This window comes from Shewanella sp. 10N.7 (genome assembly GCF_020806285.1).
GTDB classification, from domain to species: Bacteria; Pseudomonadota; Gammaproteobacteria; order Enterobacterales; family Shewanellaceae; genus Shewanella; species Shewanella electrodiphila.
This window is the reverse complement of record NZ_JAJGZS010000003.1, coordinates 99,367-117,167: the sequence shown is the minus strand read 5'-3', so window position 1 is coordinate 117,167 and position 17,801 is coordinate 99,367. Positions and strand designations below refer to the sequence as shown.

At 41.4% G+C, this 17,801-nt stretch carries 9 protein-coding genes; 7 read left to right on the top strand and 2 right to left on the bottom strand.

Features of this window, described 5'->3' with window-relative positions; genetic code table 11:
- Positions 1–24: 24 nt before the first annotated feature.
- Positions 25–5,316, bottom strand: a complete 5,292-nt coding sequence (locus LMH66_RS03365; RefSeq protein WP_229368536.1) for a PAS domain S-box protein — start codon at positions 5,314–5,316, stop codon at positions 25–27.
- Between the two features lie 381 nt (positions 5,317–5,697).
- Between LMH66_RS03365 and LMH66_RS03360 the strand changes: the two genes are divergently transcribed.
- From LMH66_RS03360 to LMH66_RS03340, 5 genes are all read left to right on the top strand, one after another.
- On the top strand, positions 5,698–6,378 hold the full coding sequence (locus LMH66_RS03360) for an ABC transporter ATP-binding protein (protein WP_229368535.1): 681 nt from the start codon (positions 5,698–5,700) through the stop codon (positions 6,376–6,378).
- Positions 6,371–8,953: an ABC transporter permease gene (locus LMH66_RS03355; RefSeq protein WP_229368534.1), complete on the top strand. Its 2,583-nt coding sequence runs from the start codon at positions 6,371–6,373 to the stop codon at positions 8,951–8,953. The genes LMH66_RS03360 and LMH66_RS03355 overlap by 8 nt, the downstream gene beginning before the upstream one ends.
- Positions 8,954–9,012: 59 nt before the next feature.
- Positions 9,013–10,185, top strand: a complete 1,173-nt coding sequence (locus tag LMH66_RS03350; protein WP_229368576.1) for a lipocalin-like domain-containing protein — start codon at positions 9,013–9,015, stop codon at positions 10,183–10,185.
- A gap of 503 nt (positions 10,186–10,688) precedes the next feature.
- Entirely contained in the window at positions 10,689–13,172 is a 2,484-nt protein-coding gene (gene napA, locus LMH66_RS03345; protein ID WP_229368533.1) for a nitrate reductase catalytic subunit NapA, read from the top strand.
- A gap of 107 nt (positions 13,173–13,279) precedes the next feature.
- Complete coding sequence (locus LMH66_RS03340; RefSeq protein WP_229368532.1) at positions 13,280–13,705, top strand: nitrate reductase cytochrome c-type subunit; 426 nt, start codon at positions 13,280–13,282, stop codon at positions 13,703–13,705.
- Positions 13,706–13,819: 114 nt separating this feature from the next.
- On the opposite strand, the gene LMH66_RS03335 is transcribed toward LMH66_RS03340, so the two are convergent.
- Entirely contained in the window at positions 13,820–14,287 is a 468-nt protein-coding gene (locus LMH66_RS03335) for a GNAT family N-acetyltransferase (RefSeq protein ID WP_229368531.1), read from the bottom strand.
- 587 nt (positions 14,288–14,874) lie between these two features.
- On the opposite strand from LMH66_RS03335, the gene katG reads away from it, so the two are divergent.
- The gene (gene katG / locus LMH66_RS03330) at positions 14,875–17,022 is read left to right on the top strand and encodes a catalase/peroxidase HPI (protein ID WP_229368530.1); all 2,148 of its coding nucleotides are present in this window, start codon (positions 14,875–14,877) and stop codon (positions 17,020–17,022) included.
- 148 nt (positions 17,023–17,170) lie between these two features.
- Entirely contained in the window at positions 17,171–17,641 is a 471-nt protein-coding gene (locus LMH66_RS03325; RefSeq protein WP_229368529.1) for a Dps family protein, read from the top strand.
- The last annotated feature ends 160 nt before the right edge of the window (positions 17,642–17,801 follow it).

Below are 17,801 nucleotides of genomic sequence, written 5' to 3'. Positions count from 1 at the left end.
AATTACCTATATCTTTGCTTAATATTAATCTGTTGCTTGGGAGGAGTGTTGACGAATTTGCTTAATCAACTCAACCGCATCTTCAAACTGATAACCTTTAATCATTAACCCTACTGGTTTTAATTGATCCCAGGTTTGATGATTCACCTGCATCTCTAGGCTATCAATCATATCGATTGCACTCGCATCACCGTCATCTAGCAACACCAACAGTTCATCTAATAAACTGAGAAAAGCATCGTTACTAATGAGATCAGCTGACTCAGTCTTTACTTTTGACTCATTATTATTCAACCACAGATCTATGGCTTCACATAATGACCTCACCAGCATATCAATGGCATTAAGTTCAACTGAAAACTCAACTTCGTCAATCAAGTTCTTTTCAAGTTCCGCAGCAAGCTCAGACAGTTTATTACTGGCTAAATTACCCGATAAACCTTTAAGAGTATGAGCAAATCTAACAGCATCCTCTCGATTATCAGCTTCTATCGCGGCTGCTATTTGCGTTGCAATATTGCGTTTACCTTCAACAAAACGAGTTAAAATCTTTCGATATAATCTGGCTGAGTTCTGCACCAGTTGCAAACCACGATCGACATCAATATCTGGGTGTTGTGGCCAAGTTTCCACTTTAACATTGGCAGTTTTTTCAGGGGTGGCTAACTCGATATCGCTGACTTTATCGCCTAAATATTTAAGTAAGGTTTGATAAAGTAAAGCAACCTCTATCGGCTTAGCCACATGGTCATTCATCCCTACACTGAGGCACTTTTCTTTATCTCCCGCCATCGCATTAGCCGTCATTGCAATAACAGGTAAAGTTTCGTACGCAGGATTCTTTCGCAACTGTTCTGTGGCGGTATAACCATCCATGACTGGCATTTGGCAATCCATTAATACTAAGTCAAATTCTTGCTGAGCTAATTTATCTAAGCCAATCTGACCATTATCAGCAATCGTTAAATCAATTCCCACTTGCTCTAAAAACTCTGTAGCAACCTCTTGATTCATATCGTTATCTTCAACTAACAATATTTTTTTACCATTCAATTGCTGTAATAAGGCTTCATTAAGCTCTGTGGCTTTTGCCCTAACTGGCATATGCCCTTGCTTACCTAGCGCCGACATAATGGCATCAAGTAAACGAGACGCGCTAACAGGTTTGGTTATATAGCCATTAATTCCCATGTCATTGATAGAATCTGTAAATTCCGTTGTTGCATGAGCTGAAACCATAATGGTAAGCGGTGGGTTTGCACTTTGCTGGATGATGGTTTCAGCTGTAGCAAGGCCATCAAGCCCTGGCATTTTCCAATCAATTAAGGCTAGTTGATATTCATTAGAATGGCACATTGATATCGCTTCTGTGCCATCTTTGGCCAGCGCGACGTTAAAGCCCATGCTTTTAAGCATAGTGTGCAAAATGTCTCGTGCGGTTTGATTATCATCAACCACTAAGATTTCCATCCCTTCCAGCTCTTGAGTCACTTTAAGCTGCAGGTCATCAGCCTTACTGACATTAGCAGAAAAGTAAAAAGTGCTGCCGATACCGCGCTTACTTTCAACACCAATTTCCCCCTCCATCAGCTCTACAAGTTGCTTACAAATCGCTAAACCTAACCCTGTTCCGCCATACTTTCTGGTTGTTGAACTGTCAGCTTGGCTAAACGACTTAAACAGTTTGTTGCATTGCTCCGGAGTTAAACCGATACCGCTATCTCTCACACTGAACTTAAGCTCAAGTTCATCACCTTGCTGACTAATAGATTCAATCGCTAAAATCACTTCACCACGATCAGTAAACTTAATTGCATTATTCATCAGGTTTATCAGCACCTGGCTTAACCTGAGCGGATCACCCATTAAATGACTTGGAATATTTGGCGCAACAGAGAACAGCAACTCTAATTGTTTCTCAGCCGCTTTTGCGGCAAACATGTCACTGAGATCTTCCAACATGGTATCAAGCTGGAATGGCACGATTTCAATCTCCATTTTTCCAGCTTCAATTTTTGAGAAGTCCAAAATATCATTAATAATCCCAAGTAAGGATTTAGACGCTCGCTCTATTTTCTCAACAAAATTATGTTGTTTCTTATTTAAATCGGTTTGCAGACACAGGTGTGACATACCAATAATGGCGTTCATGGGGGTTCTAATTTCATGGGACATATTCGCTAAGAAATCACTTTTAGCTTTACTGGCAGCATCAGCTTCGTCTTTGGCTTGTTTCAACTCGTTTGATACTGTCATTAAACTGGTTATATCTGCCATTGAAACCACTGAAGATGTCACTTCTCCTTGCTCATTTTTAAGCGCGGCAAAGGTCATGTCCATCCAAATATTTTCACCATTTTGGCTGAGTACCCGTGGTTCAATATTAAAGTTTTCAAACGCCCCACTGATTAACAAATCAAATCTTTCTCTGGCTAATACTTTATCTTCTACAACCATGAACTCGAAAAACAGCTTACCTTCTAAATCATTGGAGTTGATGCCAATATTACGACCAAAATGCTCATTGCAATTAATAATCACACCATGAGTATCAATATTAACAATGCCCATCTCTGCTGTATTAAGTAAGGTGCGTAAGTGCTTTTCCCTATCAGCTAAACGAGTTTCAGCATTCTTACGATCGGTAATATTCATCAAATAGCCATTCCAGAGAATGGCATCATTTGCTAATGCTTGACCTTTAGCACCAGCTTGTAACCAAATAACCTCACCAGAGGGGTGTCTGTACCTAAATTCAGTGACCCAATGTAAACCGTCTTCGCCTTTACCCGACAAATCATCAATAACCGTTTGTCTTTCAGTGTCAATAATACGCCCGATTAATAAATCTAAATCTTGCATTAACATGTCGCGAGGAAAACCGATGATGCTAATACACGCCTCAGAGAGGAAGCTAAACTCTCGTTCAGTCTCCGAGTGCCATATCATTTGATACACTAAATTAGGTAAGGATTCGGTGATGTTTTCTAACTGTTTTTGTGAGTTTTGAATCGCTTCTAAAGCCTTTTTACTTTCAGTGACATCATTAATACTGCCATCGAACCATAATGGTTTTCCTTGCTCATCATAGCTGGCTTTGCCTTTCTCATGGATCCATTTGACGCTACCATCACGATGAAAAATACGATACTCAACATCAAAGTTTTGCTGAGTTTCAATTGCCTGAGATATTGCCGTAAAACAATCGGCATCGTCATCAGGATGGATAATGGTATTAAACTGAAGTTTATGGCTTTCTATCAGATCTGAGGCTGGATAACCGGTTATGTCTGCGATGTTATTACTGACATATTCCATCGTCCAATTATCGCTTATGCGGGTTCGATATATTGCACCCGGTATATTAGCCACCAAGCCTCTAAAACGGCTTTCGCTGTCTTTTATCTTACGTTCGATAGCCATCTGACTGGTGAGATCGCGAATAGTGGCAGCAATTTGTTTCTTGCCATCATGGGCTATCGGCAGTAAGGCTAAGTTAATTTCTACCCTAATTTCTGCGTTATCAGATTTTAACGCCACCCAACCTTCTTTCGGGGTGGTGAAACGGGTTAACCCTTGCTCTAAAAAGACAGCCCTAACTGCATCATGCTTTTCTCTAAAACGCTCAGGAAATAGTAATTCAACATTAATATCTAAAAGTGCATCAGCTGGATAGCCAAATAATTCCTGGCAACGTGTATTAGTAAAAATAATACCGCCATGTTCATCAACAATTAACATGGCTTGAGGCGATGACTCTATCACTGCATTTGACCATAGCGCTGCAGAAAATTGCTCTGTCACATCAGTAAATAGCATCTCTACAGAAATGATGTCACCAGAGTCAGCAACAAGAGGCTGCATAAAGACATCCAAGCGTCTTATTTTGCTATCGGCAGCGAGCATTTCAACTTGGTGTGCAGGCACAATTTTTCCTTCCAGTGCTTGCTCCATATAATCCCAATTAACCTCATTAATTGGATCAGCAGTAAACATCCGCTGGTACTTCCTTTTCAAAGTATCAGCATCAACCCCTAGTACTTTCTTTACTCCATCACTCACTTGAGCTAACTGCCCTTTTGGGTCTAAAGAACAATAAAATGACTTATCACTCATACCATCGATTAGACTTGCAAAGCGGCTGCCAGTAGAGTCTTTTAACGCCAACTCTCTTTCTGCTAGTAGGTCAGCTAATTGATTAAACTTATTGGTTAATGTCGACACTTCCGAAATGTTAACTTTATCAGAGGGCAAGCGATCAATTTTCCCTTCACCAAAGTCCATAATGCCATTTTCTAGGTTTTCTAGAGGACGGCTTAAACGTTTAGATGCAAGAATGCTAGTAAATAACAGCGCAATTGATAACAACAATAATATGAAGGCTAATCTTGAAAGGTTGGATAGAAAATACTGATTAAGCTCACTATCACTGGTCGCAATAACCACTTGCCAATTTAGCGATGACACGATTGCGACACTGACAAGAAAACGGTCGCCTGAAACAGTAATCGCTTCTGTTTGACCAGCTATGTTGTTTGCCAGTAAAGATCTTAATTGATCATTTTGTGGGTCATCAGACAGCCACTTGTCACTACTGCCTTTTAAATCACTGTTAGCCGAATCGTAAAAAATGACTTTGTCGTTGTCATCAAGAACGACTAAATTTTTACTTGGGATCTTCATTATTTGCGGCAGTTTGTTTAATGCAACATCTGCAGTAACGACTCCGTAACGATCATCAAGACTCCCGAAAGCTTTAGAATAAGTCACCATTAAGATGTTACTCGCGCCTTCGTCAAAATACGGTTCAGACCAAACACCAGTGTTACTGTTCATCGCATCAGTCCACCAGCTCCAACTACCATCGGTATAATCGTAAGCCTCAGCACCAATATCGATAATATTGATATCATTACCTTCCCGATATGCAAAGGGAGCGTAACGAAGTTTGTCGGTCAAAAAATTAGGACGATAAGCGATCGCACTGCCAAAAATACTCGGGTTACGCTGAAGTCGATTAATTAATAACAGCTCAATTTTTTCAATGTCACCATATATATTATTACTATCGATATAAGTTAAATAGTCAGAAAGACCGCGAGTCGTATTTTGAACGGAATCCAAAACAAAATTAAGGTGATTAGCAGAAAGTACCGCCTGTTGCTCTAGGCGTTGATATACATCTTCTTCATGTTCTAAGTAATTAATCCAGCCATTAAAGCCATATACTAACGTCATGATTAAAATCAGCGGCAAGGCAATAAAAGCCAAAATTCGACTTCGAAAACTGTGTAATATCTGCTTATTTTTATCCATAAATACAAGTCTCATTTACAAGTCAAAATTTGATTATTGCCAATCTTAAACAGCGGTTTTCCTTAACTTGGCTTATTCATACCATGCCCACAGTAAATCATGGGCTGACATTAACCAATACATCATAAGAAGGATTGGGTTGCTCAAAAAACACCCTTATTACTATAACCCTTAAGCCTATGATTGCAATTACAAATGTGCTGAAACAATAATCAATTATTTAATCTTCATTGTATTTAAAGCCTAATCAAGAAACATAAAATAGTACAACTAAAGTACCAATCTTGATTTATAAGGGATTTCTTCAGTTCATCAATATTCGATCTTTTATATAAAATCTATCGTATGATGATGTAATTCATAGATTTACAAGGCCTTAATATGCAAACAGTCGAAACCAATCTTGTTAGTCAACTCTCACTTGTTTCTAAAGGGTTTACTGACGGCGACAGATACCATCAGGTTCTCGATTGCGTAGATTTAGCCTTGCACTCTGGGGATACCATCGCACTCACAGGTCCTAGCGGAACAGGGAAAAGTACCTTACTCAATATTATTGCCGGATTTGAAAAAATCGATAGCGGTGAATTACAGCTTTTAGGCCAGCAAGCCCAGTGTTGGCAAGACAACCATTGGAGCCACTTTCGTCGCCAACAACTTGGCATCGTATTCCAACAGTTTAATCTACTTACCCCGCTCAATGTCCTCGACAATATCCGATTTCCGTTACAGCTAAACAAACTCAAGTGGAGCCCTTGGGCTGATGAACTTATTAATCAACTTGATTTACGTGAAGTCCTTGCAAGGCCAGTAGAAACCTTATCAGGCGGTCAGCAGCAGCGGGTTGCGATAGCAAGAGCCCTCATTCATAAACCCAGTTTATTGCTGGCTGATGAACCCACGGGGAATCTCGATGAAAAAGCGGGACAGCAAGTGATGCAGTTACTATGTGAATTGGCACAAGCGGCTAATACAACAATATTAATGGTAACTCATAGCGATACTTGTGCTAATTACATGCAAAGGCGCTGGCATCTAGAGCAAGGAAAAATCCATGAATAGCCTTGCCGAGATAAGATTAAGCTTAAATGTTTTCTTGGCTCATTATAAGCATGCCCCACTGCAAGCTGGTGCCATTTTGCTCGGCATCATTTTAGCCGTCACATTACTGATTGGGGTTAAATCAACCAATGAGAATGCTGTTCGTAGTTACAGTGAAGCAACCGAGTTACTCAGTCAGCGTGCAAGTTTGCTCATAACACCGAATCCAGGTGAGCGATATTTAACCGAAGAGGTATATTTTAGATTACGCCAATCAGGTATCAGCAACGCATTAGCGATAGTTAGTGGGCTCGCTGTAGATCCAGAAGGTCGACGCTGGCAGGTTCAAGGCAGTGATTTGTTTGCGGCAATCAACCTACAAACGACTCAAGCTACTGTAAATGAATCAATTACAAATGATGAAAATACCCGTCAGCAAAACAATCTAGTTAACTCAGATATTCCTATTGCTAAACTGCTTGCTGCTGAAAACATTTTATTAATGAGCCAATCATTAGCCAATAAAGTGGCACCTAATGGTGAGTTTTATCTGCAAGATCCTATAGATAAGCAGAAACCGATCAAACTTGAAGTGATTAGCTTAGATGATGACTTAGGACTTGGTAATGCCATTGTTGCCGATATTTCTCTGGCACAAAGACTGTTAAATCAACCTCAACAGCTGTCTTACATCGCACTGTTTGATGAACCTGAGTCATTGATAAATCAAATAACTCAACGCAATCTATTGCAACAACAAGCTAATATTACCGAGCAAGACCAAGGCCAAGCGCTGCAAGAGTTAACTCGTAGCTTCCATTTAAACCTTAATGCAATGAGCATGCTTGCCTTTGTAGTTGGGCTTTTCATCGCCTATAACGGTGTCCGCTACAGCTTAATGAAACGTCAAAAATTACTGGTTCAATTACTACAACTTGGCATTCAAAAAAATCATTTAATGATTGCATTAATCTGTGAGCTGACTTTACTGGTGATAATCGGCTCTATTATCGGGTTTATTTTGGGGCTTCAACTGAGTTTATGGCTACAACCAATGGTGGCAATGACCTTGGAGCAACTTTATGGCGCCAGACTTATGCCGGGATCTTGGCAGTGGCAATGGTTAGTTCAAGCGATGTTGCTTACACTGTTCGCAGGCCTGCTGGCATGTTTGCCACTCTATCGACAACTGACCAATCAGCCACTAGCGAGAATTAGCACTAAAATAGGCCAAGTCAGTCACTTAATCCGAACCCATCGAATCCAGTTTACAATTGCAATATCTAGTCTTGCTTGCTGTGCAATTGCCTTCCCTTTCGCAAAGCAATATCAAGTTAGCTTAGGGTTAATGGGCGTTGTGATTATTGCCATTCCTCTTTTGTTGCCCTTAACCATCTATAAAATCAGTCAATGGCTTGCTCGGCTTTGTCCTGCTGGAATTTGGCATTACATGATTGCAGAAACCAAAGAACTCATAGGCCCTTTATCACTCGCGATGATGGCAATGCTGTTAGCCTTAACTGCAAACATTTCAATGAATACCTTAGTGGGGAGTTTTGAGGTCACGTTAAAAACTTGGCTTGAGAGTCGCCTACATGCGGATTTATACATGCGTCCTGCCAGTGATAAAATCTTAGACATAAATGACTTTTTAGACCAAAACGACAAGGTCACTGGCATATATAACCAATGGACAATTAATTCCACCTATCAAAATATGCCGATAGAACTTGTCAGTCGAGACTTATATTCAACCAAGGTAACCAGCTCATTAAAAGCCCAAACCAATGATTTATGGCCTGAGTTTCAATCAGGTAACCAAATCCTCATTAGTGAACCCATTGCGATTAAATATGGTTTGAATTTGGGCGACAGCTTTTCTATTGCTCCATTTACCAAAGCACTCTCCATTACATCACAGCCCATTACATCACAGCCCAATTCATCGCTACCGACGATTGGTGGAATATTTTTTGATTATGGTAACCCTAAAGGCCAAGTGGTGATCGACCAGCTGTTTTGGCAAAACATAGGCTTGCCTAAAAAACCCAAAAGTATTGCAGCCAGTTATCAAGGTGACGTTACTGAACTTGAACAACTATTAGTCGACACTAAGCTTATTGGCACTGCGCAAATGTATAATCAAGCCAAAATAAAACAGCAAGCGATTGCAATGTTCAAACAAACATTTTCCATCACTATGGTGCTGAATAGCCTCACTCTCATCGTCGCTGCAATTGGTTTATTTAGTGCCTGTTTAATGCTCACCCAAGCACGGCAAGCGCCGCTTGCAAAACTATATGCCTTAGGGCTCAGTAAAGGCCAATTAAGACTGATGACATTCGTGCAGATGCAGCTCATAGTATTGCTCACTTGCTTAGTGGCATTGCCAACAGGAGCAGTCTTGGGTTATTTGCTGATAAATAAAGTCACTCTGCAGGCCTTCGGTTGGAGTATCGCCATGCTATGGGACTGGCATGCCTACATTCGCGTGGTTGTTATTGCGCTCACCACAAGTGCTGTCGCTATTGCAATTCCTTTATATTGGCAGACAAGAAAACCATTGATAAATAGCTTGCAGCAGGAGGCATTATGAAGCGGTTGCCCGATATATCGTTAACAGTAATCAACAATGCCCAACGGGCTAGCATATTCATGATTGCTTTAGTCACGTTAAGTGCCTGTCAGCCAGAGCCTGCATCATCTATTAGTATGGGCGGGATTTTGGGTGATTCCTCCTCTCAATTAAACCAATACGCTACTGTTACCCCAGGTTATCAATTATCTTTTCCTGCAGATCATTTAAGTCATGATGATTTTCGCCAAGAGTGGTGGTATTTAACGGCCAATATGCAGACTGAATCAGGGGAGCAACTCGGTATTCAGTGGACACAATTTAGGATTGCACTTGCGCCCGAAGCCGCACAGTCTGCTATTTCAGACTTAGATGCTGCAAACCCTAACGCATTAAACCCTGAAGTATTAAACTCTGAAGCTTTAAACTTAGATAGCTCAAATTCAGAAGCATCAAATTGGGCAACATCACAAATGTATATGTCCCATGCTGCATTAACGTCATCAGTAGCCCATCAAGCTGCAGAAAAATGGTCAAGAGGTCACCCAGAACTGGCTAACGTTAGCGCAAAGCCATTCACAGCAAAACTGGATGATTGGCAATGGTTGAGCGGATCAGATGGCCTTTTCCCCGCTACGTTATCTGTCGCAACGAATGAATTTAGTTATCAGCTTTCTTTAACCAGCCATGCGCCAATGCAATTGCAAGGTGACAAGGGTTACAGTATCAAAAGTGCTGATGCAGCTGTTGCCTCTTATTATTACAGCCAGCCATTTATTGATTTAAGCGGCACCGTCACAAGAAATGGAAAGCAAGAAGCTGTGACTGGTAAAGCTTGGTTAGACAGAGAGTGGAGTTCTCAGTTTTTGACTAAAGCACAACAAGGCTGGGATTGGTTTTCTATCCGTTTAGATGATGAGTCTGCATTAATGCTATTTCAGCTACGCGGGGCAAATAAAGATTTACCAGCTTTTTACAGTGCCAGAAGAATGTTTGCTGATGGCACAGGCCGCAATATCAGCGGCGATTCAAGTGAACTCATCGCGATGACAGCACTTCAGTGGCAACAAACCGCCAGTGGGCGTTATCCAGTGAGTTGGCAGTTAAGTATTCCTAGTGAACAGATTGATGTCACAGTTTCAGCACTCAACCCTAACAGCAATATGCCTTTATCCATCCCTTACTGGGAAGGCCCAATTGAAGTGAGTGGCAGCCACAATGGCAATGGTTATATGGAGCTCACAGGTTATTAGTCAATATAATTAAACTCATTGAATATCAACGAGCGATATATAAACCAAGATTAAGTCAACTAAAGGTATTAACTTATGCTACCCCATACGTAATACCCAGCCTCTGATATCAATTAATGATAATGACGATTTATCGATTTAATATATTCATGGCAGATTATAATTACATCAATGATTGCACAAAATAAAAACAATTAAAAAAAGTGTAATTTTGGCCTTGTATAAGCTTTAATTTCTACCATCTTCACCTAGAATCAATATACTGGTTAAATTACCATCAACTAATTAAGTGACTGAGTAACTTCTAAAATGTGCCGCAGATCACATCGTAAAACGTGATCTACAACAACAAACACTCAGTATACTCATTGCGAGGTATACCCTTGCGAAATGTGAGGTTTAAACTCAATTCTATTGAGATGAAAAAGCCATTATTTGGCATACAAAACGATGATTAGCCTGTTTAAGGGCTAACAACTAACAGCAAAGAGTGAGGAAACACCATGAGCATAAGCCGTCGCGAGTTTCTAAAAGCCAATGCCGCTACAGCAGCCGCGTCGGCTGTTGGGCTTGCCTTACCAATCAAAATGGTCCAAGCAGAAGAGAAAGCTGCAGAAATAAAATGGGATAAAGCCCCATGTCGTTTCTGTGGTGTAGGTTGTAGTGTATTAGTCGGAACAAAAGGCGGTAAAGTTGTTGCGACTCAGGGCGATCCAGAAAGTCCGGTTAACAAAGGTCTTAACTGTGTTAAGGGCTACTTCCTATCTAAAATCATGTACGGTAAAGACCGTTTAACTTCGCCATTATTAAGAATGAAAGATGGCAAGTATGACAAAGAAGGTGATTTCACTCCTGTTAGTTGGGATGTTGCTCTAGATACTATGGCTGACAAGTGGAAAGAAAGCATCGCTAAAAAAGGTCCTACTTCTGTTGGTATGTTTGGTTCAGGTCAATGGACTATTTGGGAAGGTTACGCTGCATCTAAATTGCATAAAGCCGGTTTCTTAACCAATAACATCGACCCGAACGCACGTCACTGTATGGCATCAGCGGTTGGTGGTTTCATGCGTACCTTTGGTATCGATGAGCCAATGGGTAGCTATGATGACTTTGAAGCAGCTGATCACTTCGTGCTTTGGGGCGCGAACATGGCAGAAATGCATCCAATCCTTTGGTCACGCTTAACAGATCGTCGTTTGAGCCACGCTGGCAGCAAGGTTCACGTGTTATCGACGTTTGAAAACCGCAGCTTCGAACTTGCCGACAACGCAATGGTATTTAAGCCGCAATCTGACCTAGTTATCTTGAACTACATTGCTAACTACATCATCCAAAACGATGCGGTTAATAAAGACTTCGTTAGCAAGCACACTAACTTTGCTGAAGGTGTGACTGACATCGGTTACGGCTTACGCCCTGAGCATCCGCTTGAGCAAAAAGCGAAAAACCCAGGTAACGGCAAATCTAAGCCTATCTCTTTTGAAGAATACGCAAAATTCGTCAGCACTTATACTGCTGAATACGCTTCAGAAATGAGTGGTGTACCAGTTGAAAATCTTGAAGAAATGGCTAAAGCGTATGCTGATCCTAACATCAAGATCATGAGCTTATGGACTATGGGTATTAACCAACATACTCGTGGTGTTTGGGCAAACAACATGCTTTATAACATTCACTTGTTAACCGGTAAAATCGCCACCCCTGGTAACAGTCCGTTCTCACTAACAGGTCAACCATCAGCGTGTGGTACCGCTCGTGAAGTCGGTACATTCTCACATCGTCTACCGGCCGATATGGTTGTAGCAAACCCTAAACATCGTGCAATGACTGAAGAGTTATGGCAGCTACCTGAAGGTACGATTCCGCCAAAACCGGGTTATCACGCGGTACTTCAAAGCCGTATGCTTAAAGATGGCAAGCTAAATTGTTACTGGACAATGTGTACCAATAACATGCAAGCCGGTCCAAACATTAACGATGAAATTTACCCCGGTTTCCGCAACCCAGAAAACTTCATTGTGGTATCAGACCCATACCCAACAGTGACAGCAACTGCTGCAGATTTAATCCTTCCTACTGCGATGTGGGTTGAGAAAGAAGGTGCATACGGCAATGCTGAACGTCGTACTCATATGTGGCACCAGCAAGTTCCAACTCCTGAAGGTGCTAAGTCTGACTTATGGCAGCTTGTTGAGTTTTCTAAGCGCTTTAAAGTGTCAGAAGTATGGCCTGCAGAGTTAATTGCTAAAAAACCTGAATACGCTGACAAGACTTTATATGACATTCTATTTGCAAACGGCGTAGTGGATAAATTCCCTAGCTCTGAATGTAAAGGTGACTACAACGACGAAAACGATGCATTCGGCTTCTACCTGCAAAAAGGTCTATTCGAAGAATATGCTCAGTTTGGCCGTGGTCATGGTCATGATTTAGCAGACTTTGATACTTACCATGAAAACCGTGGTGCACGTTGGCCTGTAGTCAATGGTAAAGAGACGGTTCGTCGTTTCGTTGAAGGAAGCGATCCATACGTTAAAGCTGGTGAAGGTTATAACTTCTACGGTAAACCTGATGGACGCGCAGTGATTTTTGCTCTGCCATTTGAGCCTGCAGCGGAAGAGCCAAATGAAGAGTTTGACCTATGGATGTCAACAGGTCGCGTACTTGAGCATTGGCATACAGCCAGTATGACAGCTCGTGTACCAGAGCTGCATAAGTCTTACCCTGATGCACAAGTATTCATGCACCCTAAAGACGCGAGCAGTCGCGGCCTGAAAAATGGTGATGAAGTGAAAGTAATTTCTCCACGAGGTGAAGTGAAAACGCGTGTTGAAACTAAAGGCCGTAACAAGCCACCTGTCGGCGTGGTATTTATGCCATTCTTTGATGCTAGACAGCTGGTAAACAAACTATTACTTGATGCAACGGATCCATTATCGAAAGAGACGGATTTCAAGAAGTGTCCTGTGAAGATTGTTAAAGCCTAATTTGACTGAAATGTGATGCCTTCTCAAAAGGAAAAAGGCATCACTAAATCACTAATTTTCTCTATCCATTTATAAACAGATATAATGGATATGACGGAGTGTAAACCATGAAGAAAATACTCAGCCTTGCTGCGATAGTGCTCAGTCTTAGCGCATGCTCAGGTCAACAAACAGCAGAAACAGCAGCTCCAGTAACTGTTAAATCACTCGCTGGCGATGTAGCGATTACCGCAACAATGCCAGCAGATGCTAAAGCGACTTACCCAAGCCGTGGTACTGCTTTAGCAAGAGATTTTGTGCATATGCCACCGCTCATCCCGCACAGAGACTCATATAAAATTACAGCTAAAAAGAATGGTTGTTTAACCTGTCACAGCACTGAGAAAGCAGCGCGTATGAAAGCGACACCTGTTGATAAATCTCACGTCAAAGCTGATGGCACATTTGATGATAAATACTACTTCTGTGTGCAGTGTCACGTTGCTCAAGCTGATAACAAACAAGCGATTGTTGAGAATACACATACCAACTAAGCTTTATTAAGTTGCTATTTATAGAAAATAAAATGCCACCGTCTTTTGACAGTGGCATTTTTGCTTCTTGCTTCTTGCTTCTTGCTTCTTGATTCTTGATTCTTGATTCAAGCATCAGCCAAGTAATTTACGCATCACAAAATTATTAATTTTCTGACCTCTTACCGCCACACTTTGGGCCTCTTCTTCCACAAAGCCATAGCGGCTGAAAAATGGTTTTGCGGTAATACTCACTTCAGCATATAAACTATTAAGCGTTAACTTTGCAGCCTTGTTGAAGATCGCTTGCATTAATGCATCACCCACACCTTGCTTTTGAAAATCAGCACTACAATAGAAATGATCGATATAACCGTCATCTTGAAGATCGGCAAAACCTGCGATAACACCATTAACTTCAGCCACAAACGGATTAATTTTTGTCACTCTTTGTACCCAAGCGCTTTCATTGTATTCATGAGGCGCCCATGCCGTTACCTCAGCTAACGAATAGTGCTGACTAATAACATTATGGATGGTATTAAGTTTAAGCTGCCACAAAGGCTTAATGTCGCTTGTGGTAAAACGCCTTACGTTAATCATGAGCCTTCCTTGATACTTGTGTTTTTACTTATATGATTGAACCCGATCTTTTCTCGACAGACAAACGCCCAAACGATATCTAGCTCTAGGCTTATTTTTCCTAACCTACATTCAGTTTCCACACAAATCAAAGAGTAAACCTTAACTCCCTCTATCACCTCGTTGTGGATAAAAACATCAAATTTACAATACTTGACCTGAAATGAGTGTTCATAAAACAGGCAAATAAAGTTAGATCAACGTCACAAGTCAGCTTTCAAAATTGAAGTAGCATCAAAAGCCAAAGACATAATCAATACGACAACCGGATATCAATCTTCGTAAAAATAGATCGCTTATTGAGTAAGCAAACGTACTAATCAATGGCTTTTTATAAGAGAACATCACGCTCATAGCACACTTATGCTGTTTCATTAATTGTAACGAGTTAACAGTAATTTAATTTTCCCTAATTAAGCAATACCCGAATAAAGCGATTACGCTGATTTGTTTAATCAATTTTAAAACAACACAGAAATACTCAATACTGTAAATATTAAGTTTGAGAATGGTTTGCACATTATTTTATGGATGAAGGAGATTAACCGATGACTAAAGGTAAATGCCCAGTAATGCACGGCGGCGCAACTGAAAGCGGTATGTCCAATATGGAGTGGTGGCCTAAAGCCCTGAACCTCGACATATTACATCAGCACGATAGTAAGACTAACCCACTTACTAATGATGTTAACTATCGAGAAATAGTTAAAACACTGGATGTATCTTCCCTCAAAAATGACTTACATGCTCTCATGACTGATAGCCAAGCGTGGTGGCCTGCTGATTGGGGCCACTATGGTGGTTTGATGATACGCATGACTTGGCATGCTGCAGGGACTTATCGAATTGCAGATGGCCGAGGTGGTGCTAGCACGGGTAATCAACGATTCGCGCCACTTAATTCTTGGCCTGACAACGTTAACCTAGATAAAGCCAGACGCCTACTTTGGCCAATAAAGAAAAAATACGGCAATAAGCTCAGTTGGGCAGATTTAATCGCTTATGCCGGCACTATTGCCTATGAATCAATGGGTTTGAAAACCTTCGGATTCGCATTTGGACGAGAAGACATTTGGCATCCAGAAAAAGACATTTATTGGGGCTCAGAAAAAGAATGGCTTGCACCAAGTGGCGGTGAAGGCAGTCGTTATTCTGGAGAACGTGATTTAGATAACCCCCTTGCTGCCGTCATGATGGGATTGATTTATGTTAATCCTGAAGGCGTAGATGGGAAACCAGATCCCCTCAAAACAGCCCAGGACGTTCGAGTAACATTTGAACGTATGGCAATGAATGATGAAGAAACGGTTGCTCTTACTGCGGGCGGACACACTGTAGGTAAGTGCCACGGTAACGGTGATGCTAATTTATTAGAAGCTGATCCAGAAGGCGCTGAAATAGAAGACCAGGGCTTTGGTTGGTTAAACAAGACTAAACGAGGTATTGGCCGAAATACCGTATCAAGTGGTATTGAAGGTGCTTGGACAACCCACCCGACAAAGTGGGATAACGGTTACTTCCAACTATTGCTAAACCATGAGTGGCAACTACAAAAAAGTCCCGCTGGGGCATGGCAGTGGGAACCTATCGATATCAAGGAAGAAGATAAACCTGTCGATGTTGAAGATCTAACAACCCGATACAACCCGATCATGACCGATGCCGATATGGCCATGAAGGTAGATCCTGAGTATCGAAAAATATCTGAGCGATTTTATCAAGATCCAGCCTATTTCTCAGAAGTCTTTGCTCGTGCGTGGTTTAAATTGACTCACCGAGACTTGGGACCTAAAGCTCGCTATATCGGACCTGATGCACCGCAAGAAGATTTAATTTGGCAAGATCCAGTTCCTGCTGGTGCAACTGATTATGATATTCAATCAGTTAAAGACAAGATCATAGCATCAGGACTCAGCACTAACGAGATGGTAACCACAGCTTGGGACAGTGCTAGAACGTTCCGTGGTTCAGACAAGCGAGGCGGCGCCAATGGAGCACGCATTCGTCTAGCACCTAATAAAGACTGGCAAGGTAACGAACCAGAGCGTTTAGCTAAAGTGCTTTCTGTCTATGAAGATATTGCTAATCAAACAGGTGCCAGTATTGCAGACGTTATTGTATTAGGTGGTAATGCGGGCATTGAAGCTGCAGCCAAAAAAGCAGGTGTCGATATTGTTGTACCATTCTCTGCTGGACGCGGCGATGCTACAGATGCAATGACAGATGCAGCTTCTTTTGACGTACTTGAGCCACTTCATGATGGCTTTAGAAACTGGCTGAAAAAAGACTATGTGGTCAGTGCAGAAGAACTCTTGTTAGATCGTTCTCAACTCATGGGACTAACTGCATGTGAAATGACATTACTCGTCGGTGGTATGCGTGTTATTGGTACAAACTATGGCGGTACTAAACACGGAGTATTTACTGATAACGAAGGCGCATTGACCAACGACTTCTTCGTTAATCTGACCGATATGAAGTACAGCTGGAAACCAGCTGCAAAGAACCTATATGACATTGTCGACCGTCAAACTGACCAGCTAAAGTGGACTGCCACTCGCGTTGATCTTGTCTTCGGCTCAAACTCTATTTTACGTGCTTATGCCGAGTTATACGCACAAGATGACAACAAAGAAAAGTTTGTAAACGACTTCGTCGCAACATGGGTGAAATTAATGAATGCTGACAGGTTTTAAACAAAGCTAACCGCTTAACACCAAACTAGCCTGTGGTGAGTAGCACGCCTACTCACCCGCAGGACGACTTTTAAACATATTAATTTTTACACCTCAAGTAACACTTAAGGTGTAACAGTTTACAAATATCAGATACGAGGAATGAGTTATGACAGATATTGATATTGGCATTAGTAAAGAAAACAGAGCAGAGATTGCATATGGTCTAAAGCGATTGCTTGCTGACTCTTACACCTTATATTTACAAACTCATAATTTCCATTGGAATGTAACAGGCCTGCAATTTCGCGAATTACACTTAATGTTCGAGGAGCACTATACCGAACTGGCAACTGCAGTCGACGACATAGCAGAACGTATTCGTACGCTTGATGAACCTGCTCCAGGTACTTATAAAGAGTTTGCCGAACTCAGTTCTATTATTGAAGTTGATGGTGTACCTACATCAATAGAAATGGTTAAGCTACTGACAAAAGGCCATGAGCAAGTGATAAAAACGGCGCGAAGCGTGTTAAAAATAGCCCAAGAGGCTGATGATGAATCAACGGCTTCACTGGTGTCAGATAGAATGGGGATCCATGAAAAAACGGCTTGGATGTTAAGAGCAACCGTTAAGTAATAAACCCTTATTTTAATACTTACTCTCTGCAGAGAAATGGAGCTGTGCTAATTATTATATTGGCACAGTTTCATTATCAACACCTGCACCTGCCCGCAGTCAACACAGTCAACACAGTCAACACAGTCAACACAGTCAACACAGTCAACACAGTCAACAC